Below are 21426 nucleotides of genomic sequence, written 5' to 3' on the forward strand. Positions count from 1 at the left end.
CTGGGCTGGGCTGGGCTGGGCTGGGCTGGGCTGGGCTGAAGAGGGCTAGCGCCAGTCGGCGAAAATTTGCCACGCTAACCGGATGAGCAGCCCGCTCGCCAAAGCGATAAATAAATGGCGGATTAAGCGATTGCCAAAGCGCAGTACCAGCCGTGTGCCCACCCAGCTACCGAGCAAATTGGCCACGGCCAACGGGAAGGCTAAGCCCCACAAGACGGCTTGCTGCGGTACGAAAATCAGTAAGGCCGCCGCATTGGTGCTTAGATTCACCACTTTGGCCATCGCCGCCGCCCGCAAAAATTGCTGCCCTTCATAACGCACCAGCCAGAACAGCAAGAAGGCCCCGGTGCCCGGCCCAAAGAAACCATCGTAAAAGCCAATCCCAATCCCAAATAGCAGCCCCGCTGCCATCGGCCTTGGGGTGGCTAGGGTTTGGTCACGCTGGCCCAGCTCGGGTTTGCGCAAGGTATAGAGCAAAATCGCCAGCAGCAGCACCGCCACGACGGGACGCAATAGTGCCGCAGGGAATAAGCCGATCGAATGTGCCCCCAGCAAACTTCCCAAGGCCGCCGTGCTGGCCAGCAGCAGGGTGCGCTGCAGTGGCACCTTTACTTGCCGCAGGTATTGCCGGGTCGCGAGCAAAGTGCCCCAAATCGCGGTCATTTTATTGGTGCCTAAGAGATGCAGTGGTAGCTCTTTGGGTAGGGCGGTGAACAAGGCTGGCAATAAAATCAGGCCGCCACCCCCAATGGCCGCATCTATTAAGCCGGCCATAAAGGAGAGCGGGATCAGCTGGCTGGCCAGTGTCAAACTTAAGCTCATTTTTTATTTCTTATGGTTATATTGAAATGAATATATATTCTTAATGTTTTTATTTTGGCTCGGCGATAATGCCGGCAACTGACGAAATACATGCGCTTAGCGCAAAGGAATGGCTCAATGTCGCTGACAGAGTCTTTCATGGCTACGGGGGCTGACAAAACTGGCCCTCAACGCCCGGCCGCAGACGGTGACCCCGCGGCAACGCTCAGCCACAGCGTGCCGGCGCTGGATGATTATGCGCCGCTAACCCGTCGGCAAGTCAATGCGCTGCTGTCGTTTACCCAGCAAGATGTGCTCTTGCCTCATCAAATCGCCAAACTTAGTTATCGCAAATTATTGGCCGTGCCGGGTTTGGGTGATAAAGGCATTGCCTTGGTCCGCGCATGGCTGCAGCGGCACCAATTACCGGTGAACCATATTCCGCTCGAAAAACCACGATTGCGCCGTGTTAGCCGGCAACTGGATCAGGCCTATCGACTGCTGCATGAGCATGGCTATCAGATCCTTGGTCCCGATGTGGATGACTATGTGATCTAGCCGCCAAGGCGGTTAGATCAGTAGCGCTTCTGGTAACACTTCTGGCCGCGCACTTTGCCGATGGTCCTGATTATCAAATCGCCCTTCCCAAACCTCCACAAACCTCCACACACCAGCACTAACAGCCCGCACCGGGCGGGCTGTTAGTGCATGGGCGAGGATTGACTTACCGCCGCTTTAGGCCTGTTCAAAGGCCAGGCTCTGCTGCACGCTCGGGCGCTGGGTAAACTGCGTATAGGCGCGCTGCAGTCCCGGATATTGGCTGAGCAAATCGTTAAAGCGACTGATCCAGCCGAGAAACACCCCCAGATAGGCATCGGCAATCGTAAAGCGCTGGCCGACCAGATACGGGCCATCTTGCAGATGTTTTTCCAGATGCTGCAAGGCGCTCTCGATTTGGGTGCGCGCCTGCGCCTTGATGGCTGGATGCTGCTCGCTATCCGCTAAATAGCGCTCGGGTCGGTTGAAGGGGCGGAACGCCCCCACATGCAACTCGCTACTGAGATAACCGATCCACGATTGAATCTTGGCTCTTTCGCTACTGCCAACCGGGGCGAAGAGCTGATGGTCACTGGTCTGATCGGCCAGAAAGGGCAGGATGGCGCTGTTTTCGGTAATCACTTCACCATTATCCAGCTGCAAGGCGGGTACGCGACCAAGCGGATTGATGTGGTGAATCGGTGAATCCGGCGTGCGCAACGGCACTTTGACGATCTCGATCGGCAGTTGCAGTTCTCGCGCCACCACATGGGTGCCAAACGAGCAAGCGCCAGCGGCAATGAATAATTTAGGCATGTCAGTCTTCCTTGGTTTAGGGTTTGATGGCTACGGCAAAATGCAGATAACGGTGCAGGCGTACGCCGCTAAGCTGTTGGCGTGTGCTGAGCTCGGTGCGTAATTCACGCAGGATTTCGCTGCGGATATCCGGCAGGAACTCACTGAGGAAATTGCCAAACGAGCTGGCATTACTGAAGTCAATCACTGCCTCGGCATTGGGGAATAGATCCGCAAAACGGCGCAGCAGAATTTCTTCGATGATGAAACCGGCCCCTTCCAGCTGACTGGCGAGCTGAGCATGGCTAACCCGGAAAGGCGTACTCCCCACTTCGGCATTGCGGCGCAAATTGAGCTTGGCCACACTGCGCTGAACCAATTGCTGGATATCGTGCGGCCTTTCGCGCGACGCCGTGCTGATGGCAATCCGGCCTCCGGGTTTGAGTACGCGAAAAGCTTCGGCCAGGGCTTGATCTTTATCTGGCAGCCAGTGATAGACGCTATTGAGGAGCACGGCATCAAATTGGGCATCGGCAAACTGGCGCAGATTTTCTGCCCGACCCACGCTGAAATCTAAATGCGCGAGCTGCAGGCTACTGGCCCGCTGGCGGGCGATGTCGATGCGTAAAGGCAGCGGATCGATCCCCACGACCTGGCCATGGCGGTGGATATAGCGCTGCGCTGCGAGGGCGGCGAGGCGCCCGGTGCCGGTGCCAATATCGAGCAGGCGGGCATCGGGTTTCAGTTGCAAGGCCGCCAGCAAATGCTGGCCATGCTCATATTGCAGATCACTGATCTGATCATACTGCTCAGCCAGCTGCTGGGTATCAAGCTGTAGGTTAGACATTCCGTGACCTCTCAAAGTAAAGGGGGGGTGGGTATGTTTTCAAGTACGCCAGTTTCGGCCACATAGTCGCGCCAGTCGGTCAGCAACTGGTTCAAGATATCGGGCCGGGCCTCGGCAAGGTCATACAGTTCGGCTTTATCGGTGCTCAGGTCGTAGAGTTGCCAGCGCGAAGGCCCGTGCGGCTCGGGAATAAACACGGCCTTCCAGTCGCCACGGCGGATGGCTTTGCGCCCAAAGAGCTCCCAGCCTGTGACCTGATTGTGCGGGTGAATATGATCTTGCTCGCCTTGCAGATAGGCTTGCAGCGAGCGCCCGCGCAGCGGCAGTACGTCGCGGCCATGAAAGACGGGATGTGGGTGATTCACGCCTGCGAGTGACAGCAAGGTCGGCGTGATGTCCATCACGGTGGCAAAACGGTGAGAGATTTCGCCTTGCCGTGCCAGCGGCGGATAATGCAGCAGCGCCGGTACACGGATGCCACCCTCAGTGGTAAAGGCCTTGTACAGCCGAGCAGGTGCCGTACCGGCTTGTGCCCAGCGTGGGCCATACCAGACATACGAATTACCGCGGCCGATATTTTCAAGGCTGTTGTCGTAATAGTCGGCGATGACTTGGGCCAGATTGGGGCCAAACGCCGGTAGTGCTTCCAGCAGTGCACCTTCGGCGCCGTTATCCGACAAAAAGAGAATGACGGTATTGTCAAACTGTCCTGTGGCTTTGAGCTGGGCAATCACGCGGCCAATATTCCAGTCCATCCGCTCAACCATCGCGGCATACACGGCCATGGTGCGTGCCGAGATCGCGCGCTCTTCTTGGCTTAAGGCTTCCCATTCGGCATTGCTGGCCACCACCGGATGCGCTTCAACGCCTGCATCGACTAAGCCCAGCGCTTTGAGTCGGCTGAGCCGCTCCTGGCGCAAGGCCTCAGGGCCCGCGTGGTAGTAATCGGCATATTTGGCGATCAGCTCATCAGGCGCCTGCAAGGGCCAGTGTGGGGCCGAGTAGGGCAGATAGGCGAAAAACGGGCGCTCGTCGGGGGCTTCGGCGAAATACTGCAGCAGTTTGTCAGTGAAGTAATCGCTGGAGTAATAATCATCGGGCAGCGTGTCGACAAAAGCGCCGTCTTCGGCATATAAGCCGCGGGTGCTTTTCAGGAGGCGCGGAATCTCTTCCTCGCCTATCGGCGCCTCAAATCCATAATGATTTGCCGCCCCTGGCAGCAGCGCAAACGAGCGCTCAAACCCGCGTGCCGCCGGGGTGCGATCCAGCGTTTTCCCTAGATGCCATTTGCCTGACATGATGGTGTAGTAACCGGCATCGTGCAAAATTTGCGGCAAGGGCGCAATGCGGTCATTTAAATAGCCTTCATAGCCAGGCTGGCCCGCATGGGCGGGCGTGAGGATCTCGGCGAAAGTACCCAAGCCTGCCAGGTGATGATCGGTGCCACTCAGGATCATCGCCCGGGTGGGCGAGCATGCCGAGGCGGCATGAAAATCGGTAAAGCGCACGCCGGCCAGCGCCAAGGCATCCAGATTCGGGGTGCTAATTTCGCTGCCAAAAGCCCCCAGATCCGAAAAGCCTAGGTCATCGGCCACAATCAGTAAAAAGTTCGGTTGTTGAGCCACGCTATATCACCACGCAAACAGATAATCTTTAAAACCGAAGCCTTCCGCTGCGGGCTGCAGGGCGGTGTCATGCTCATGGCCAAATTCGCTGAGCACATCGTCTTTAATGGCGGCCAGCCGCAAATCAGCGCGCTGGCGCGGATGCGGGACATCTACCTCGACCGTGCGTTTAATCCGGCCCGGACGCGGCTCCATGATCACCACCCGATCGCCGAGCAGGACTGCCTCTTCCACGTCATGCGTCACCAAAATCATGGTGATGCCTTCGGTTTGCCAAATGCGTTGCAATTCGTTTTGCAGATTGGCGCGGGTCAAGGCATCCAGCGCGCCAAATGGCTCATCCAGTAGCAGGATTTCCGGGCGATTCACCAGCCCGCGGGCGATGGCCACCCGTTGGCTCATCCCGCCCGAAAGTTGATACGGGTAGGCTTTCTCAAAGCCTTTCAGGCCCACCAATTCCAGATGTTCGGCAATGGTTTTTGCCCGTTCACTGCTGCTGAGCGTTGAGTTTTCCAAAGCCAGGCCAACGTTTTGCTCGACCGTGAGCCAAGGAAAGAGCCGGTGCTCTTGAAATACAATCCCGCGCTTGAGGCTGGTGCCCTTGATGCGGGCGCCATCGAGCAAAATATCGCCCTGATAATCATCATCCAGACCGATCGCCAGGCGCAGCAGGGTCGATTTGCCGCAACCGGAGCTACCCACAATGCTGACAAATTCACCGGGTTTGATGTGCAGATTAATACCATCCAGCACGTCCAGCGTTTCGCCTTTTACGTGATATTGTTTTTTGACGTTTTTAAAATCGAGGGTGCCCAAGGCGCTCATGAGGTTATTCCTTATTCAATGCAAAGTTTCAAAGCCAATGCGGATTCAGCAAGGGGCGTACGGCGCCAATCAGGCGGTACGGTTACGCCAGCCCAGCAGGTGTTTTTCTAATTTGAAAGCCAGTTGGTTGACGATGGCGCCCACTACGCCGACCACCACCACACCAAACAGCACCGAGCCCATATTGAAATGCTCGCGGCCATCAATCATCGAGTTGGCAATCCCGTGGCCGGATTTGAGGAAATACTCGGCGCCAATCGTGGCCAGCCAGCTATAAATCAGCGCCAGTTGGATGCCGGTAATGATTTGCGGCGAAGCCGACGGCAAAATCACTTTGCGAAACAGCTGCCAGCGGCTGAATTCAAACACCCGCGCCACCTCAACATGATCGCGATGCACGCTGCGGATGCCTTCGTAGGTATTGATCGTGGTGGGATAAAAGGCCGCAATCGCGATGAAAATGATCTTGGCCGGCTCGCCCATGCCAAACCACACCGAAATCAGTGGAATCCAGGCAAAAATGGCAATCGACTTGATGGTGTTAAAGCTCGGGCTAATCAGGCGATCGGCCCAGCGAGATACGCCCAGCAAACTACCCAAAACCAGCCCGGCAGTGCCCCCCACCACAAAGCCACCCAGATTGCGGGATACGCTATAGACCAGATCAAGGGCAAATGCCCCGCTGCTGATCTGGCCATAGCCTTCTTTCCAGACTTCATACGGTGAAGCCAGAATCGCGCTGTTGGCCAGATTAAATTTACTGATCAAATACCAAGCCAGGATCAGCCCCAACGGCAGGACGAGCCCGCGAAAATCACGCTGGCCCAGCGCCTGTAAACGGGTTTTAAATGCAGACATCACACACCTCACTCAAACTTAAAACGCAACGCGACGCCATTTCAGAAAATGGGTTTCCAGCCATTGCAGCGACTGGTCGATTAACAAACCCACTGCGCCAATGATCACCACCGTGGCCAGTACCAGATCCAGCTGGAACAACTGCCGGCCCCAGACCATCAAAAAGCCAATGCCTTCACTTGAGGCCAAGAGCTCAACAGTCACCAGTGCCAGCCAGGCATGGGTGAGGCCATAGCGAATACCGGTAAACAACGAGGGCAAGGCCGCTGGGATTACCACCTTGGCCAGTAATTGGCGGGTGTTAAAGCGATAAACCTTCGCCACCTCGGCAAACTGGGGTGGGATATTGCGGATACCTTGCAGGGTATTGACCGTGACCGGCACCAGTGCCGCTTTGGCAATCACCAAAATCTTCATGGATTCACCAATGCCCACCACCATAATCAGCAGCGGAATCCAGCCCAGCGCCGGAATCTGGCTCAGGGCTTTAAAGGTGGGGAATAAATACGCTTCCACCGTTTTCGATAGCCCCATCAAGGTGCCCAGCAGCAAGCCCACCACTGTGCCCACCCCAAAGCCATAGGCCACGCGCTCGACACTGATTTGCAAATTGCTGGTCAGATCGCCGCTTTGCCACAGCTCGGTCAGGGTTTGCCACACCAAAGAGGGCGGTGGCAGGATTTGTGGGGATACCCATTCGTGAGCGCTGGTGATTTGCCATAAGCCCAGAACGAGCAGCGGCAAGACCAATGCCCACAAAATTTGCTGCAGTTTTTGCGCCGTTTTTTGTCGCCACTGGCTCGGGCGTTTGGCGGATACCTCGGCGGGTATATCGCTCTGATTTAATGTAATCGCTGTGCTCATTGCGATACTCCTTGATAATTAAGTTCGTGCTCCGTCTCTGTGCTGGCTGCAGGGCGCAAACTGAAGCCCGCCGCCAGCACAAAACAGCCGGCAAAAAACAAAAACAACCATTGCAGATGAATCAGCTGGCCAAATAGCCCGCCTATCACCGTGCCGCTAAAACCACCCAAGGGGCCAATGAGGGCCATTAATCCGGCCACTTGGCCTTGCCCAAGGTCCTCACCCAGTTGAGCTACCCGGGTCATATTCGCCGCCTGTAGCCAGCCCAGAGCCAGCCCAAGCAGTAAGCCGCCCACCCACAGCGCAGCGCCCCAGGGGGCGAGGCCTAGCAGACATAAACTCAGCGCACCGCCGCTAAAGCCCAGCCGATACACGGCCCGCCGTCCCAGCTTTTGCGCTACGCCACCCAGCAGCATCAGCGCCAAGATAAAGCTCAAGCCCTGACTGGTGATCAGGCTGGCGGCGGCACTGGCCGATAGGCCAAAATCACGGACCGCAATCGCGACGATGAAGGCGGTGTAAAACATCATGCTGCTGTTGACCAACACCTCAATCGCGCCACATTGCTGCAAGGCGCGATGCCGGCGCAGCAGGCCAAATTGGCTGCGCACCCGCGGCCAGATGGCGCCACCTTGGTGGCTGACGGCTTTGGGTTGATAAATACGCAGCACCCGTGGCGCGATCAGCAAAGTGAGGACAAAGCTGATGCCAATCAGCTGATACACCCAGCCAAAGGGCAAAGCAGCAATCAAGGCGGTGGCAATAGCGGGCCCCAGTAAAAACATGCCGATCATGTGGCAGCCACGAAACCAGCCGGCTTTGGTTTCACCGACCTGATTCAGTTGCTGCATAAACACGGCATTCAGGGCAATAAAACGGCAGGGCATGCAAAAGCTCACCAGCGCCGTGCACAGCAGCAAAAACCACGCTTCGCCAATGCTGGGCGTCAGGCAATACAGCAGGGCCGCAATCAGCGTGCCGCTGAAATACATCTTCATGGCACCCACCTGATCCAGCAGCAAACCGACCGGGATACTCATAAACAGCATGCCCACCATCTGCGCCGCGCTGATCAGGCCGATCTCGGCATTGCTGGCGTGCAGATGCAAGGCATAGAGCGCAGTGCTCACCTTGGCAATCCCCACCCCGACCCCGGCCAGTAAAGAGAGCGCCACGAAATTCAGCAGAAACCAGCGGGCCGAAACCGCTGGCACCGCGGCGGTCTGCTCGGTGCCAGCTGTCATTACTTACCGCCTTTGGGGTTGCCCTTGGCGTCGTAAGCAGTCCAGAAGTTCTCCAGCTTTTGCTCTTTCAGGGCCTGATTCAGGTATTTGGGCTCAAACCACTGATTGACGTCGAAATCCTTGCGAATCAGCTTGAATTTCAAAGAGGCCTGTACGGCATCTTTGTAGTGGTTGTAGAAAAACTCATCCAGCAGCGGGCTAGAGCGGCGTTTGATATCAGCGCCACCGTTGTAGTCTTTCTTGAATGACGCATACGGCACACCTGACTTGGACCATTCTTGCAGCACTTTCTCGGCATTTTCCGGTTTGGAAATATCCGCGGCCGTGCGGACCAGCACATTCACTACCCGCTGGGTGATTTCCGGATTGGCCTTTTCAAAGTCTTCGGTCACCAGGAAATGCGTTTGGCGGGTAAGTGATAATGGACCTTCTTTATTCGACCAAATCACTTTTGCCACACCGCGATCTACCAATTGGAAAACGTCATAGCCAAACCATGCGCCATCGACATCCTTGGTGGCGATTGCCGCTTGCGTGGTCGCCGTATCCATATTGATCAGCTTGAAGTCTTTTTCGGTGAGGCCGTATTGATCGAGCACCTTATTCACTACCAGCTGGCCATTGGTGCCTTTAAAGAGGGCTACTTTTTTGCCTTTCAGGTCTTCCAGCTTTTTCGCTGGTGAATCTGCGGGGACCGCGAGATAGGTGGTGCCCAGCGTGCCGTTCGCGAGCAAGATTTTGGTTTTCAAGCCACTGGCTTTGGCCACAATCGCGGGTAAGTCACCTTGCCATGCAAAATCCAGCAGCTTGTTGGCCAGTGCTTCATTTACTGCTGGGCCGGCACCTTTGAAGTAATTCCATTCCACCTTGATGCCGTCTTTTTTGAATTCTTCTTCAATCAGGCCGCGTGTCGCGGCCGTGGCTGCGGAAGAGCCACCAAAGACCGGTTTGCCACCAGTGCCGACGGTGGCCACCCCAATACGGATGACTTTGGCTGGGTCAGCCCAAGCCGGGCTGGCTGCGATCAGGGCGAGGGTCAGGGTGCTTAGTGCAAAAATTTTATTTTTCATCGTGTATCTCTCAGTGTTCGGGGGCGTGCAAGGCTTAGAAGCCGTATTGGAATTGGGCGAGCCACTCGTTCGATTTCACCTTGGTGGCCTGATCGTCGCGGCGGTTGTAGTTGAGCTGGAACTTGGTCGTTTCGGCGAAGAAAATATTCAGACCCGCTGTGGTGATATTGACCTTGTCGTTCTGCTTGCTGGTATTGGGGTCAAAGCTGTCGTAGCGGACAAAGGGCTGGTATGACACGGGCCACCAGTCGTCGTAGCGACCCTGTGCGCGATAGCCTTTAACGAATTGCTCGCCAAAGTTGTAGAAGAAGGTGGCGGTGTGGGCCTGGCTTTTCAGCTCGCCAAAGACAGGTTTGGCTTTGGTGCCGCTGACCGTGCCATCAGTCCCTTTCACAAACTCATAAGTGAAGCCAAATGGGTGATGGTTGTAGCTAACATCAATGCCATAGCGATCTTTCGCGCCTTGGCCTACACGGTCTGCACCAATGGCCAGATTCTGTTTGCCCAGGTACACCGAGGCGCCGATGGTCAGCTGGCGCAGCCATGAGTTGTATTCTGCTGGCGCGGTGAAGGCCACCCGACCAATAAAGTCTTTGTGGTCGTTGTTGTCCGATTTATTCGGGCCATTACCGTTAACTAGACCCACGATGTATTGGAATACCGGGGCGCGGTAGTTGTAGCCGTAATCCACCTCGGGCCACAGGTCGCCGCTTAAGCCAATCCCGATCTGCCGCTGGCCAAAGCCCAAGCGGCCTACAAACTGCGCGTTATTGATGACCGGTTTCAAATCTTCGGTGGCGGCCGCCTCTAGGCCGAATGGCACCAGCTGCTGGCCAAAGGTGACGGCCAGACGGCCGGTGTCAGGTGAGATGGTCGGTAAAATTTGATAGGTCAGGTTGGCATCCAGCAAGTTGAAGTTACTGGTATCCAGCAGCTGGGTGGCGGTACTTTGGGGTGAGTAACCAAAGCGCAGGGCATAAGTCAGATTGCGACCTTCGTCGTAATCTTTATACGCATTACCGGTAAAGGTCAGCACCGCGGTAGGGATATCAAAGCTGGTTTTGCGGTTGTCAGTCACCGCATTATTAGTAGCCAGACTGTTATAGCCGGCCCGAGCTTGTACGGTGCCGCCCACGACCAGCGCACGCGTAGATTTGGCGGTTTTGGTGTCTTGATCACGCTGAACTTGGTATTTGTAGTTTTCCAAGTCAGCCGTCAGACCTTGCAGCTCATCCTTGGTGGCGTATTCGGTGGCGGCTTCGCCACTGGCTTTGGCCGCCGCTTGCTCTTTCACCTGGGCCTGCAGGGCTTCGAGGCTTTTTTGCAATTCATTGATCTGCTTTTGTAGGGCATCGGCATCGGCCGCATGGGCCATGGTGCTCAGCAGCAGTAGGCTGGCCGCGATGGGGGTCAGTCTTTTGATCATCTGTTTGTTCTCCGTTTCATTTCCGAATGAGGTCAGCCAATTTCGGGGCATCGCACTCCCTGCACGATGCGCTGGCGATTTGATATGAGCAAAATGTGTGCCAGCGTGTTTTTATAGAAAAAACAGTTATAACTGAGCAGAACGCAACAGCGGCCGCTGCGCGCTGTCAGCAATCTGTTGAAAAATCAACAGTGCAGTCAGATGGGGCGAAATAAGGCGGGTTGGCGCCGGTTTTGGGTGGGTGGTGATATCGCAGCAGTTTGCTGCGTAGCGCAGCGCAAAACACAGCAGTTACGCGGTTAATAACAGCGGAAACCTTTGGAATAAAAGGCTTGAGCGCTCTGGCATGGATTCTGCTGAATGCGACTAGTCACTCACCAAGGAGAATTCCGTATGACCAATCTGGCTGATGTAAAAAACCTGACCAATGATGTTTCGCGTGCGCTATTGCCACAGGGGCCGGTTACCGCGACTGTGCAATGGCAAAACCCGGCCGATATCGTAATCACGCCGGTTGACGGCGCCTTGGGCGCAACGGTGACGGGGATCGATGCCAACCAGCCGCAACATCCAAGCACTATCTTGCGCTTGAAAAAGGCGCTGCATGAGCACTTTATTCTGATCTTTAAGCGCCAAGAGCTCGATGACTCGGCCTTACTGCGCTTTGCCACGTATTTTGGTTCGGTCTTTGTGCCTCCAGAAGATGTGCCCGTATTGGCCTCCAACACCGCTGGTAAAGCGCCGGATGTAGTACGCGTGGCGAATGTCGATGGCGGTTATACCGGTAATGGCGAGTTAACCCCGCATGCCGACCATCAATGGACCCCGATCCCATCGGCAGGGTCATTGCTGTATGCCGTTGAGCTGCCATCAGTCGGGGGTGATACCTCGTGGTACAACATTCATCAAGCCTATCTGGATCTGGACGAAGCCACCAAAGCTCAATTGGAAGGCTTGCAACACATTACCTACAACCCATTCTTGCGCCATGTGCTTAATGCCCAGCGTAAAGCGGAAGGGCTTGAGGCGGAATATCCGAAATATCGCAGCCCAGCCCGGCCAATCCTTGGCCCGGGTTTCCCGCATCCGCTGGTGCGCACTCATCCTGACAGTGCCAAGAAAGTACTGTTTTTGTCGACCCATACCGAGTCAGAAATTCTTGGCATCGATCAGGCTGAAGCCGAGGCGCTGATTGCGCGCTTACGGGCCCATATTCAGCAAGATAAATACCGCTATGAGCATCGCTGGGCTTTGGGTGACATCGTGTACTGGGATAACCAGGCGACATTGCACTCGCGGACGGCGTTTCCCGAAACTGAGCGCCGCGTATTAAAGCGGGTCAGCCTAGCGGGTAGTCGTCCATTCTAATCCTGGCGCCGGGGGAGCTGGCTAAGCAGGCCACCCCAACGAGGAGTAACAGTATGAGTAATGATGTGATTCAAGTGCGTGTGCGCCAAGATAGCGATGCGTATCTGCATATCGAAACACGCGCCGCCCATGTGGCCGTTGGCAGGGCGAGTAATGGTGAGAATGCGCCCGACGCTTTTCGAGCGGGTGAGCTGATTTTGGGGGCATTGGGGGCGTGCACTGCCGGTACGATTCGCCATTTTGCACAAACCCATGGCATTAGCCAGTTGCAGGATGTCACTGTTGATGTGACCGGCTATGAAAGTTCGGCTCCCAGTCGGATTGGGGCCATTGTGGTGAGGGTGACATTGCATGGCCCACTGGCGGCACATGATCGGGTGCGACTGGAAAAAGCAGCCCGGCAGTGCAAAATTCATCACACCCTGCAGCACCCGCCCGAGATCGAGTTAGCGTTTGAACACCACGCTGCGCCAATCGTAGCCCATCAAGAGGAGCTGGCCGCATGAGTCAACGCCAATTACGCTTAGGTGCGTTTATACCGGCTTATGGCCATCATGTGGCGGCATGGCGCCACCCCGCAACGCCAGCTAATGCTGGCCAAGATTTTCAACACTATAAACGTCTAGCGCAAACGGCCGAGCGCGGCTTGTTTGATGCTGTCTTTCTGGCCGATGGGCTCGCGGCCCGCGGTGAGGGTGAGGCGGGCGAGCGTTCGGCCTATTCAGATCATTTCGAGCCGCTTACCTTATTATCTGCCTTGTCGGCCGTCACCGAGCATATTGGTCTGATCGCCACCGTTTCGACTACCTACAACGAGCCTTATCATCTGGCTCGCAAATTTGCCTCACTGGATCATTTGTCGGGTGGGCGGGCTGGCTGGAACTTGGTGACTTCGGCCACGGAGGAAGAGGCGCGAAATTTTAATCTGCGCGAGCAATTGCCGCATGCCTTGCGCTATCAGCGTGCACGTGAGTATGTGCAGGTGGTGAAAAAGCTCTGGAATAGCTGGGAAGACGATACTTTTGTGCGGGATAAAGCCAGCGGTGTCTATCTGCAGGGCAATAAACGCCATGTTCCCAATCACGTGGGTGAGTTTTTCCAGGTGCGGGGGCCATTGAATGTTGCCCGGACAGTGCAGGGTCAGCCTGTATTGGTGCAAGCCGGTGCATCAGAAGATGGGCGCGAGTTAGCGGCGGAATCAGCCGAGGTGATCTTTACCGCATGGCAAGAGCTGGCAGATGCACAGGCCTTCTACCGCGATATCAAGACCAGAGCCGCACGCTATGGCCGTAAGCCGGAAGAGATTTTGATCATGCCGGGCGTTTTCCCGGTGGTGGGGCGTACCGAGGAAGAAGCGCAGGCCAAATACCAAGCCTTGCAAGATCTCATTCACCCCACGGTGGGGGTGGGGCTTTTGTCCGCCTTGATTGGCGCAGATTTGAGTGCCTACGAGATTGATGGGCCGCTGCCTGATCTACCGGAAACCAATGGCATGAAGAGCCGGCAGGCACTGATGTATTCGATTGCTCAGCGTGAAGGCTTAACGATTCGGCAGCTGTATCAGCGGATTGCCGGTGCGCGCGGTCACCGTACGATTGTGGGTACACCTGAATCGATTGCCGATCAGTTGGCTGAGTGGTTTGAGGCCGGCGCGGCAGATGGCTTTAACATCATGCCGCCAGTACTGCCTACTGGGCTAGATGATTTTGTCGAATTGGTGATCCCGGTATTGCAGGCTAGAGGGCTGTTCCGCACGCAATATAGTGGCCACACTTTGCGAGAAAACCTCGGTCTGGCGCGCCCAGCGCATCCGGCCGCAGCAACAGTCGCGCAAACTATCGCGGTGTAATTAGCACCAACCCAATAGCCACGGCAAGCCGTGGCTATTGTTATTTCTGGATGACCTTTCCCATGCTGACTGATATTTTCCCAAGCCCACTGCCCAACCGGCCGCGGGCTTTTGTCTTGGCAATGATTAAACCATTTCTGGCCTGGTATGCCTTAATGCTGGTGCTAGAAGCTGGGGCGGCCACCTGCACGATGTTGCTGCCTTATATTCTGGGTAAAACGGTCGCGCAAGTGACCGGTGCGCAGGCCGCCGGCCCTGATTGGCACGGCTTAGTGCAGCTGGTGCTGGTCTTTGCCGCTTTGAATGTGGCCGAGCTGGTGCTGAGCCGGGCGGCAGGAGCGGTGCAAATGCATGTTGGCCCCCGGCAGCGCCATCGGATCACTGCGCGCCTATTTGCTTGGCTGCAATATCATTCCCATCGCTATTTTGCCCAGCAATTTTCCGGAGCACTGGCGCATCGGGTGACTGAAACTGCCATGAGTGTGAATCAGACCATCTGGGCCGTGCACACCGAATTCTGGCCCATTTTGGTGACTTTCTGTGTGGCGAGTTTTTTACTCTGGGGCGCTTCGCCAGTCCTGGCTGGCGTACTACTGAGCTGGATCACCCTGTATGTGACAATGAGCTATGTGCTGGCCCGCAAAGCCCAGCCACTAGCACAGCGTTTTGCGGCAGCCCGTAGTTTTACGGCGGGTAAGATTGTTGATTCGGTGAGTAATCTGGCCAATGTGCGCCTGTTTGCGCAGGAAGCTTTTGAGCGCGATTATTTACAGCGGCATCTGGATGAAGAGCTCATCCATGCGAACCGCAGCAATTGGTACACCGAGCGGGTACGCTGGTATCAATTTGGCTCGGCGATGTTGCTAAAAATCGGCATGCTGGCATTTGCCCTGTATCTGTGGGCGCAAGGGCAGATTGGGGTGGCGGCATTTGTGATGAGTACCAGTATGTCTTTGCTGATTATCGGTGAGGCTCGCAATCTATCTCGACGCTTTCTCGAGGTATTTGAGTATTTAGGCAATATCGAGCATGGGGTGCATACTATCGTGCGGCCGCATGAGATTACTGATCAGCACGATGCTCGCCCGCATCCGATCCGCGATGGGCAAATTGAATTTCGCCAGGTGGAATTTGCCTACCAGCCTGGGCGGCCGGTATTCCAGGGGCTGAACCTGACGATTGCGCCGGGCCAGCGGGTAGGGGTAGTTGGCTATTCTGGCTCAGGTAAATCCACCTTGATTAGCTTGCTGTTGCGCTGGTATGACGTGCAGCGGGGCGATATTTTGCTGGATGGCGTACCCATTACCCAGATGCAATTGGCCACGCTGCACCAGCAAATCAGCATGATTCCGCAAGAGCCTAGTTTATTTCACCGCTCTCTGAAGGAAAACATCCGCTATGCGCGCCCGGAGGCGAGCGACGCGGAAGTTATCGAGGCCGCCCGTCAGGCGCATGCGCATGAGTTTATTGCTCGCTTGCCACAGGGCTATGACACGATGGTGGGCGAACGTGGTGTATCTCTTTCGGGGGGGCAGCGCCAGCGCATTGCGATTGCCCGCGCCATGCTGCAAAACGCACCCGTGCTGATTTTGGATGAAGCGACCTCGGCGCTGGATTCACAAACCGAGCGGTGGATTCAACACAGCCTGGATAATCTGATGGCGAATAAAACGGTGCTGGTGGTGGCGCATCGGCTTTCGACCATTGCCCATCTTGATCGCATTTTGGTCTTTGCGCAGGGTGAGATTGTTGAAGATGGCGCCCATGCTGAGCTGCTGGCCCAAGGCGGGGTCTATGCTCAGCTCTGGGCGCATCAGTCCGGCGGCCTATTGCCCGATCAAGCCCCAACTGGTGAGCTGGCCTTGGCGCATGATTAATGCCTGCAATTACCACACCCTGTTGCGTGACTGTTGGGAACGCAACAGGGTGGCGGCGCTAAAGCTTTATTTGTTCTAATAAATCCATTGATATTTCTGGTGGAAATATTGGCACGCAGTTTGCTACAGAGTGGGTGACTGCAATTTCGCAGCCTTATTCAATCTGGAGATCAAACATGAGCGATATTCTGGCTAATCCTCCTCAGGGCCTCAGCGTGCATCCGATTGCAGGCCGCATCGGCGCAGAAATTCGAGGTATTCAACTCGGCGCAGACCTGCCGGCAGAAGTACAAAACTTTATTCGTGCTGCCTGGCTGAAATACAAGGTGATTTTCTTCCGTGGCCAACAGCATCTGGATGATGAGCAGCAAGAAGGCCTGGTGAGCCTATTTGGTCAGGCTGGGGTGCAGCACCCGACGGCACATACCAAGGCCGGCACCAAACTAATTTTGGAGCTTGATTCCAAGCGTGGCGGCCGGGCCAATTCTTGGCATACCGATGTTACTTTTGTGGATGCCTACCCGAAAGCGTCGATCCTGCGTGGGGTGACCATTCCGGCCGCGGGGGGCGATACCGTTTGGGCAAATACGCATACGGCCTATCAGGATTTAAGCCCTGAGCTGCAGCAGTTGGCCGAAAATCTATGGGCGGTGCATACCAATGAATACGACTATGCAGCCTACAAACCCAAAGCCACCGCCGAGGCGCTCAAGCAATATCAAGAAGTGTTCACTTCTACCGTGTATGAAACCGAACATCCCGTGGTGCATGTTCATCCCGAAACCGGCGAAAAGCATTTGCTCCTGGGGCATTTCTTCAAGAATTTTGTCGGCATCCCTGCCGGCGAAGGCCGCCGGATTTTTGAAGTGCTGCAAAACCATGTGATCCGACTGGAAAACACCGTACGCTGGCGCTGGCAGGAAGGTGATGTGGCCATTTGGGATAATCGCGCTACGCAGCATTACGCGATTGATGATTATGGCGATGCCCATCGCGTGGTGCGCCGGGTGACGGTCGACGGTGAAGCGCCATTTGCCGTCGATGGCTGCCGCAGCCATACCCGCTCGAAGGTCAGCAAAGGCCAGGCGGTGAATGACGAGTCTGCCGCTAACCAAACTGCGGCGTAATCGCGCGCGGGGTAACAGGGCCCCACACTGCAGAGTGTGGGGTAATTTTTATGTACCAGACCTATCCGCTTGAACCGCCCGCAGGTGTGCAATTGCAACTTCTAAGTCCGCAGATCGGCGCCCAGATCAGCGGCCTAGACCTAAGTCGGCTCGATCAGTACCAAATGACCTGGCTGCGTGGGGCTTTGTTGCGTCATCAGGTTTTGTTTTTCCGCGCCCAAGCACTTAGCTCCATTAGTTTGCAGCAGCTCGGGTTGGGCCTGGCTGGTGCACCCTATCGCCACCCCTTATTCAGCCCGAATACGAGTGAGGGTGTTGGCTACGAGTTAGACAGCCGGCAGGGCGTGCATCAATCTGCGCATTGGCATCCTGATGTACCCTTTGCTGCAACTCTGCCTGCTGTATCGATAGTGCAGGGGGTATCTGTTCCAGATCTTGGTGGCGATGGTGTTTGGGTTAATACGGCAGGGGGGTATTTAAGCTTGCCACTCAAATGGCAGTATCTGGTGCAGCAATTAGCCGGGATTCACCGCCGCGAGTTTGTCCAGGCAGGCCGCATACATAGCGCGCTGCACCCGCTGGTGCACCAGCACCCCGAAACGGGGGCTTACCATTTATTGCTGGGTGAATTCCTCACCAGCCTGCATGGGCTGGAGAGTACCACTGCCGCCAGTCTGCTCAATGAGTTGCAGGCCAGTGTCTTATTGCCCGAGTATCAAGTGCGCTGGCAGTGGCGTAATGATGATTTAGTGATTTGTGATAATCGCGCGACCATGCACCGCACCGAGGCGGACTACGGCGGGGCGATTCGCCATCTGCGCTGGCTGCCTTGCGGGCACTATCAACCCCAAGCGCTTAAGCCGAAAGCCAGTGGTTTTGAGGCTTTGCTGGCCTTCAAACCCGCCCATTAGTTTTATATCAAATAGATATAATTGATACATTTAATATTATTTATGGTTTGTTTTGGCCTTTGATAAGCTCATTGCGTCCACCACCGGAGACCCAACATGACCCTCAGACTTGGCGACATCGCCCCCGACTTTACGCAGCAATCAACCATTGGTGAAATTCGCTTCCACGAATGGGCTGGCCCGCACTGGGTCGTGCTGTTTTCACACCCGGCCGACTTCACCCCGGTCTGCACCACCGAGCTTGGCAAAACGGCCAAACTGGCGGGCGAATTTGCCCGGCGCAATGTAAAACCACTGGCGGTGAGTGTCGATCCGCTGGAATCACACCAGCAGTGGATTCAAGACATTAACGACACGCAATCCACGACGGTGAATTTTCCGATTCTGGCCGACGCTGACCGCAAAGTGGCTGAGCTGTACGACATGATTCATCCCAATTCATTGGTCAATGCCACCGTCAGAAGTGTGTTTATCATCGACCCTGAAAAGAAGATTCGCCTCACGCTGACCTATCCGGCGAGCACCGGGCGCAATTTCACTGAAATCTTGCGGGTCATTGATTCCTTGCAGCTGACCGATAGCCACAAAGTGGCTACTCCGGCCGACTGGCAAGAGGGTGATGAGGTAGTGATCGTGCCGTCTTTGCAAGATCCAGAAGAGATAGCCCGTCGTTTCCCGCAAGGCTATCGCGTCATCCGCCCCTATCTGCGCCTGACCCCGCAGCCAAATCGTTAATAGTGGAGCGGCTAGCTGAGTTGATACTACTGGCCGATATTGGGGCGTTGCCCTGGAGGTCAGCTAATCCGACCAGATGATCAACCAAATCGTAGTCATCAAACAGCCACATCGCTTGCATGCTTTGTCTCACTTTTGGTCTGGTCAGATGATTCCTGGCCATCACCTAAAGGCCTAGGCGCAGCACACAAAAACAAACCCCGGCGCTAGGCCGGGGTAGTTTTTCTATCTAACTACTGCTCAAACGCTTATCGCAAATCAAAGCGATCCAGTTCCATTACTTTGACCCAAGCAGCGGCGAAATCGTGCACGAATTTTTCCTGCGCGTCGGCGGCGGCATAGACTTCGGCGAGGGCCCGTAGCTGCGAATTTGAGCCAAACACCAGATCAACCACGGTGCCCGTCCATTTCAGTGCGCCGGTGCGGCGATCTTTGCCTTCCAGTACACCCGCGGTAGCGCTTGGCTGCCATTGGGTGCGCATATCGAGCAGGTTGACAAAGAAATCGGTGCTCAATACACCCGGCCGCGTGGTAAATACGCCATGCTGGCTGCCGCCGGTGTTGGCGTTCAGCACTCGCATGCCGCCTACCAATACCGTCATTTCCGGCGCGCTGAGCGTAAGCAATTGCGCTTTATCGATCAGCAATTCGGCCGCGACGTTTTCTAGCCCTGGCTGGGTGAAATTACGGAAACCATCGGCGCGTGGCTCTAGCACGGCGAAAGACTCCACATCGGTCTGCTCGGCGCTGGCGTCGGTCCGGCCCGGGGTGAACGGTACGCTGATGGTTACGCCGGCTTTGGCTGCGGCGGCTTCTACGGCAGCGGAGCCCGCCAGCACGATTAAATCGGCCAGCGAGATCTGCTTGCCACTGCTTTGCGCGGCGTTAAAGCGGTTGCGGATGTCTTCCAGTTGCGCCAACACTTGCGCCAGCTCTGGTGGGTTATTCACGGCCCAGTCTTTTTGCGGGGCGAGGCGAATCCGTGCGCCATTGGCGCCACCGCGCTTATCGCTGCCGCGGAATGTGGCGGCGGCGGCCCAGGCGGTGTTCACCAGCTGGCTAATGCTCAAATTATTGGCCAGCACTTGGGTTTTCAGCACGGCAATATCGGCGGCGTCGACCAGTGGATGATTGACGGCAGGTACAGGGTCTTGCCAGATTAGCTCTTCTTGCGGCACCAATTTACCCAAATATCGGCTGCGCGGGCCCAAATCGCGGTGGGTGAGCTTAAACCACGCGCGGGCAAAGGCATCGGCAAAGGCGGCTGGGTCTTGATGGAAACGGCGCGAGATTTTTTCGTAAGCCGGATCAAAGCGTAGCGACAAATCAGCCGTGGTCATCATCGGCGGATGCTTGATGCTTGGATCATGCGCGTCGGGAATCAGATGTTCCGGTTTACAGTTTTTCGGCGTCCATTGATGCGCGCCGGCGGGGCTCTTGGTTAGCTCCCACTCGTAGCCAAACAGCATGTCAAAGTAGCCGTTATCCCAGGTAGTTGGGTTTGGTTTCCAGGCGCCTTCAATGCCACTGGTGGTGGTATGGATGCCTTTGCCGCTGCCCAGCTGATTAATCCAGCCCAAGCCTTGTGCTTCTAGTGGTGCGGCTTCGGGCTCTGGGCCGACAAGTTTCGGGTCGCCCGCGCCATGGGCTTTACCAAAGGTGTGGCCACCGGCCACCAGCGCCACGGTTTCTTCATCATTCATCGCCATGCGGCCAAAGGTTTCGCGCACATCGCGGCCCGAGGCCACAGGGTCTGGCTTGCCATCCGGGCCTTCAGGGTTAACATAAATCAGGCCCATCTGGACTGCGGCGAGTGGGTTTTCGAGTTGGCGTTCGCCCGAGTAGCGGCTATTGGGCTGATCGCTGGTGGCAAGCCAGGCTTTTTCCATCCCCCAATAAATATCTTCTTCCGGCGCCCAGATATCGGCGCGGCCACCGGCAAAGCCAAAGGTTTTAAAGCCCATCGATTCCAGCGCCACATTACCGGCCAAGATCATCAGATCGGCCCACGATAATTTGCGCCCGTATTTTTGTTTGATTGGCCATAGCAGGCGGCGAGCTTTATCCAGATTGCCGTTATCCGGCCAGCTATTGAGTGGCGCAAAGCGCTGGTTGCCGGTGCCGGCACCACCGCGACCATCATGAATGCGATAAGTGCCGGCTGAGTGCCAGGCCATGCGGATCATCAGCCCGCCATAGTGGCCCCAATCGGCAGGCCACCAATCTTGTGAATCGGTCATCAGGGCTTTCAGATCGGCCACGACGGCATCTAGATCCAGGGTTTTAAATTCGGCCGCGTAGTCAAAATCAGCGCCCATCGGGTCTGATTCGGCGCCGTGCTGATGCAGGATGCTCAGGCGCAGTTGTTCAGGCCACCAGCTGGCATTGGTCGGGGCTGCAACTTTGGCTTGTGGCGCGGCGGCAGCGGCAAACGGGCATTTGCTAACAGAAGACATGGTGACACTCCTTGTGGGTGAAATTCAGGATGGCTTTACTGTAGTCCTCGGCAATCGATTGATCTAATTGCATTTCATAATGGAATCGATAGCTATTCTCGCAAGGCGGGATGACAACTGACTTGCAGCAGCCTGCCATCGCGATGGGCGCAATCCATTTCGCTGGACTACGCCCCGCGGCAAAAGTGCCCATGGTGTCGCTGGTTTTTTT

General features: G+C 56.0%; 19 protein-coding genes. 8 read left to right on the plus strand and 11 right to left on the minus strand.

The features are described from left to right. Positions 1–45: 45 nt before the first annotated feature. Positions 46–822 (minus strand): TSUP family transporter, encoded by a 777-nt coding sequence (locus tag L991_RS02115; RefSeq protein WP_047391713.1) that lies wholly within the window; start codon positions 820–822, stop codon positions 46–48. A 117-nt stretch (positions 823–939) separates the two neighbouring features. Between L991_RS02115 and L991_RS02120 the strand changes: the two genes are divergently transcribed. Then, complete coding sequence (locus tag L991_RS02120; protein ID WP_047391716.1) at positions 940–1359, plus strand: hypothetical protein; 420 nt, start codon at positions 940–942, stop codon at positions 1357–1359. Between the two features lie 177 nt (positions 1360–1536). Here the strand turns inward: L991_RS02120 and L991_RS02125 are convergent, their stop codons facing one another. The 9 genes from L991_RS02125 to L991_RS02165 all read right to left on the minus strand — a co-directional run bounded on the left by L991_RS02125 (position 1537) and on the right by L991_RS02165 (position 10892). Further along, the gene (locus L991_RS02125; RefSeq protein WP_047391719.1) at positions 1537–2154 is read right to left on the minus strand and encodes a glutathione S-transferase C-terminal domain-containing protein; all 618 of its coding nucleotides are present in this window, start codon (positions 2152–2154) and stop codon (positions 1537–1539) included. 16 nt (positions 2155–2170) lie between these two features. Then, on the minus strand, positions 2171–2980 hold the full coding sequence (locus L991_RS02130) for a class I SAM-dependent methyltransferase (protein ID WP_034619168.1): 810 nt from the start codon (positions 2978–2980) through the stop codon (positions 2171–2173). Between the two features lie 11 nt (positions 2981–2991). Further along, the gene (locus tag L991_RS02135; protein ID WP_047391722.1) at positions 2992–4605 is read right to left on the minus strand and encodes an arylsulfatase; all 1614 of its coding nucleotides are present in this window, start codon (positions 4603–4605) and stop codon (positions 2992–2994) included. Positions 4606–4611: 6 nt separating this feature from the next. After that, on the minus strand, positions 4612–5430 hold the full coding sequence (locus tag L991_RS02140) for an ABC transporter ATP-binding protein (RefSeq protein ID WP_052190514.1): 819 nt from the start codon (positions 5428–5430) through the stop codon (positions 4612–4614). Between the two features lie 69 nt (positions 5431–5499). Further along, complete coding sequence (locus L991_RS02145) at positions 5500–6288, minus strand: ABC transporter permease (protein WP_047391725.1); 789 nt, start codon at positions 6286–6288, stop codon at positions 5500–5502. Between the two features lie 18 nt (positions 6289–6306). Continuing rightward, on the minus strand, positions 6307–7152 hold the full coding sequence (locus tag L991_RS02150; protein WP_081986437.1) for an ABC transporter permease: 846 nt from the start codon (positions 7150–7152) through the stop codon (positions 6307–6309). After that, on the minus strand, positions 7149–8396 hold the full coding sequence (locus L991_RS02155) for an MFS transporter (RefSeq protein WP_052190515.1): 1248 nt from the start codon (positions 8394–8396) through the stop codon (positions 7149–7151). Before L991_RS02155 ends, L991_RS02150 begins: the two co-directional genes overlap by 4 nt. Next, entirely contained in the window at positions 8396–9466 is a 1071-nt protein-coding gene (locus L991_RS02160; protein ID WP_047391732.1) for an ABC transporter substrate-binding protein, read from the minus strand. Before L991_RS02160 ends, L991_RS02155 begins: the two co-directional genes overlap by 1 nt. 34 nt (positions 9467–9500) lie before the next feature. Beyond that, on the minus strand, positions 9501–10892 hold the full coding sequence (locus tag L991_RS02165; RefSeq protein ID WP_047391733.1) for a hypothetical protein: 1392 nt from the start codon (positions 10890–10892) through the stop codon (positions 9501–9503). A gap of 393 nt (positions 10893–11285) precedes the next feature. Here L991_RS02165 and L991_RS02170 point away from each other — a divergent pair, with 393 nt between their 5' ends. The 7 genes from L991_RS02170 to L991_RS02200 all read left to right on the plus strand — a co-directional run bounded on the left by L991_RS02170 (position 11286) and on the right by L991_RS02200 (position 18759). Continuing rightward, the gene (locus L991_RS02170) at positions 11286–12260 is read left to right on the plus strand and encodes a TauD/TfdA family dioxygenase (protein ID WP_081986441.1); all 975 of its coding nucleotides are present in this window, start codon (positions 11286–11288) and stop codon (positions 12258–12260) included. Positions 12261–12313: 53 nt separating this feature from the next. After that, positions 12314–12766, plus strand: a complete 453-nt coding sequence (locus tag L991_RS16255) for an OsmC family protein (RefSeq protein WP_052190516.1) — start codon at positions 12314–12316, stop codon at positions 12764–12766. Further along, a complete protein-coding gene (locus L991_RS02180; protein WP_047391736.1) occupies positions 12763–14109 on the plus strand; it encodes an LLM class flavin-dependent oxidoreductase in 1347 nt (448 codons plus the stop codon). Before L991_RS16255 ends, L991_RS02180 begins: the two co-directional genes overlap by 4 nt. Positions 14110–14171: 62 nt before the next feature. After that, positions 14172–15986, plus strand: coding sequence for an ABC transporter ATP-binding protein (locus L991_RS02185; RefSeq protein WP_047391738.1), 1815 nt, complete (start codon positions 14172–14174; stop codon positions 15984–15986). Between the two features lie 176 nt (positions 15987–16162). Further along, a complete protein-coding gene (locus L991_RS02190) occupies positions 16163–17113 on the plus strand; it encodes a TauD/TfdA family dioxygenase (protein WP_047391741.1) in 951 nt (316 codons plus the stop codon). Between the two features lie 92 nt (positions 17114–17205). Next, the gene (locus L991_RS02195; protein ID WP_197053769.1) at positions 17206–18024 is read left to right on the plus strand and encodes a TauD/TfdA family dioxygenase; all 819 of its coding nucleotides are present in this window, start codon (positions 17206–17208) and stop codon (positions 18022–18024) included. A 96-nt stretch (positions 18025–18120) separates the two neighbouring features. Continuing rightward, positions 18121–18759, plus strand: a complete 639-nt coding sequence (locus L991_RS02200; protein WP_047391746.1) for a peroxiredoxin — start codon at positions 18121–18123, stop codon at positions 18757–18759. Between the two features lie 248 nt (positions 18760–19007). Here the strand turns inward: L991_RS02200 and katG are convergent, their stop codons facing one another. Further along, a complete protein-coding gene (katG, locus tag L991_RS02205; RefSeq protein WP_047391750.1) occupies positions 19008–21215 on the minus strand; it encodes a catalase/peroxidase HPI in 2208 nt (735 codons plus the stop codon). Positions 21216–21426: the final 211 nt, after the last annotated feature.

This window comes from Chitinibacter sp. ZOR0017 (assembly GCF_000799095.1).
Lineage (GTDB): Bacteria > Pseudomonadota > Gammaproteobacteria > Burkholderiales > Chitinibacteraceae > Chitinibacter > Chitinibacter tainanensis.

What these genes read in the sequence shown, in the direction of transcription:
- L991_RS02115 (WP_047391713.1), bottom strand. Translation starts at nt 822, where the DNA reads ATGAGCTTAAGTTTGACACTGGCCAGCCAGCTGATCCCGCTCTCCTTT.
- L991_RS02120 (WP_047391716.1), top strand. Translation starts at nt 940, where the DNA reads ATGTCGCTGACAGAGTCTTTCATGGCTACGGGGGCTGACAAAACTGGC.
- L991_RS02125 (WP_047391719.1), bottom strand. Translation starts at nt 2,154, where the DNA reads ATGCCTAAATTATTCATTGCCGCTGGCGCTTGCTCGTTTGGCACCCAT.
- L991_RS02130 (WP_034619168.1), bottom strand. Translation starts at nt 2,980, where the DNA reads ATGTCTAACCTACAGCTTGATACCCAGCAGCTGGCTGAGCAGTATGAT.
- L991_RS02140 (WP_052190514.1), bottom strand. Translation starts at nt 5,430, where the DNA reads ATGAGCGCCTTGGGCACCCTCGATTTTAAAAACGTCAAAAAACAATAT.
- L991_RS02145 (WP_047391725.1), bottom strand. Translation starts at nt 6,288, where the DNA reads ATGTCTGCATTTAAAACCCGTTTACAGGCGCTGGGCCAGCGTGATTTT.
- L991_RS02150 (WP_081986437.1), bottom strand. Translation starts at nt 7,152, where the DNA reads ATGAGCACAGCGATTACATTAAATCAGAGCGATATACCCGCCGAGGTA.
- L991_RS02155 (WP_052190515.1), bottom strand. Translation starts at nt 8,396, where the DNA reads ATGACAGCTGGCACCGAGCAGACCGCCGCGGTGCCAGCGGTTTCGGCC.
- L991_RS02160 (WP_047391732.1), bottom strand. Translation starts at nt 9,466, where the DNA reads ATGAAAAATAAAATTTTTGCACTAAGCACCCTGACCCTCGCCCTGATC.
- L991_RS02165 (WP_047391733.1), bottom strand. Translation starts at nt 10,892, where the DNA reads ATGATCAAAAGACTGACCCCCATCGCGGCCAGCCTACTGCTGCTGAGC.
- L991_RS02170 (WP_081986441.1), top strand. Translation starts at nt 11,286, where the DNA reads ATGACCAATCTGGCTGATGTAAAAAACCTGACCAATGATGTTTCGCGT.
- L991_RS16255 (WP_052190516.1), top strand. Translation starts at nt 12,314, where the DNA reads ATGAGTAATGATGTGATTCAAGTGCGTGTGCGCCAAGATAGCGATGCG.
- L991_RS02180 (WP_047391736.1), top strand. Translation starts at nt 12,763, where the DNA reads ATGAGTCAACGCCAATTACGCTTAGGTGCGTTTATACCGGCTTATGGC.
- L991_RS02185 (WP_047391738.1), top strand. Translation starts at nt 14,172, where the DNA reads ATGCTGACTGATATTTTCCCAAGCCCACTGCCCAACCGGCCGCGGGCT.
- L991_RS02190 (WP_047391741.1), top strand. Translation starts at nt 16,163, where the DNA reads ATGAGCGATATTCTGGCTAATCCTCCTCAGGGCCTCAGCGTGCATCCG.
- L991_RS02200 (WP_047391746.1), top strand. Translation starts at nt 18,121, where the DNA reads ATGACCCTCAGACTTGGCGACATCGCCCCCGACTTTACGCAGCAATCA.
- katG (WP_047391750.1), bottom strand. Translation starts at nt 21,215, where the DNA reads ATGTCTTCTGTTAGCAAATGCCCGTTTGCCGCTGCCGCCGCGCCACAA.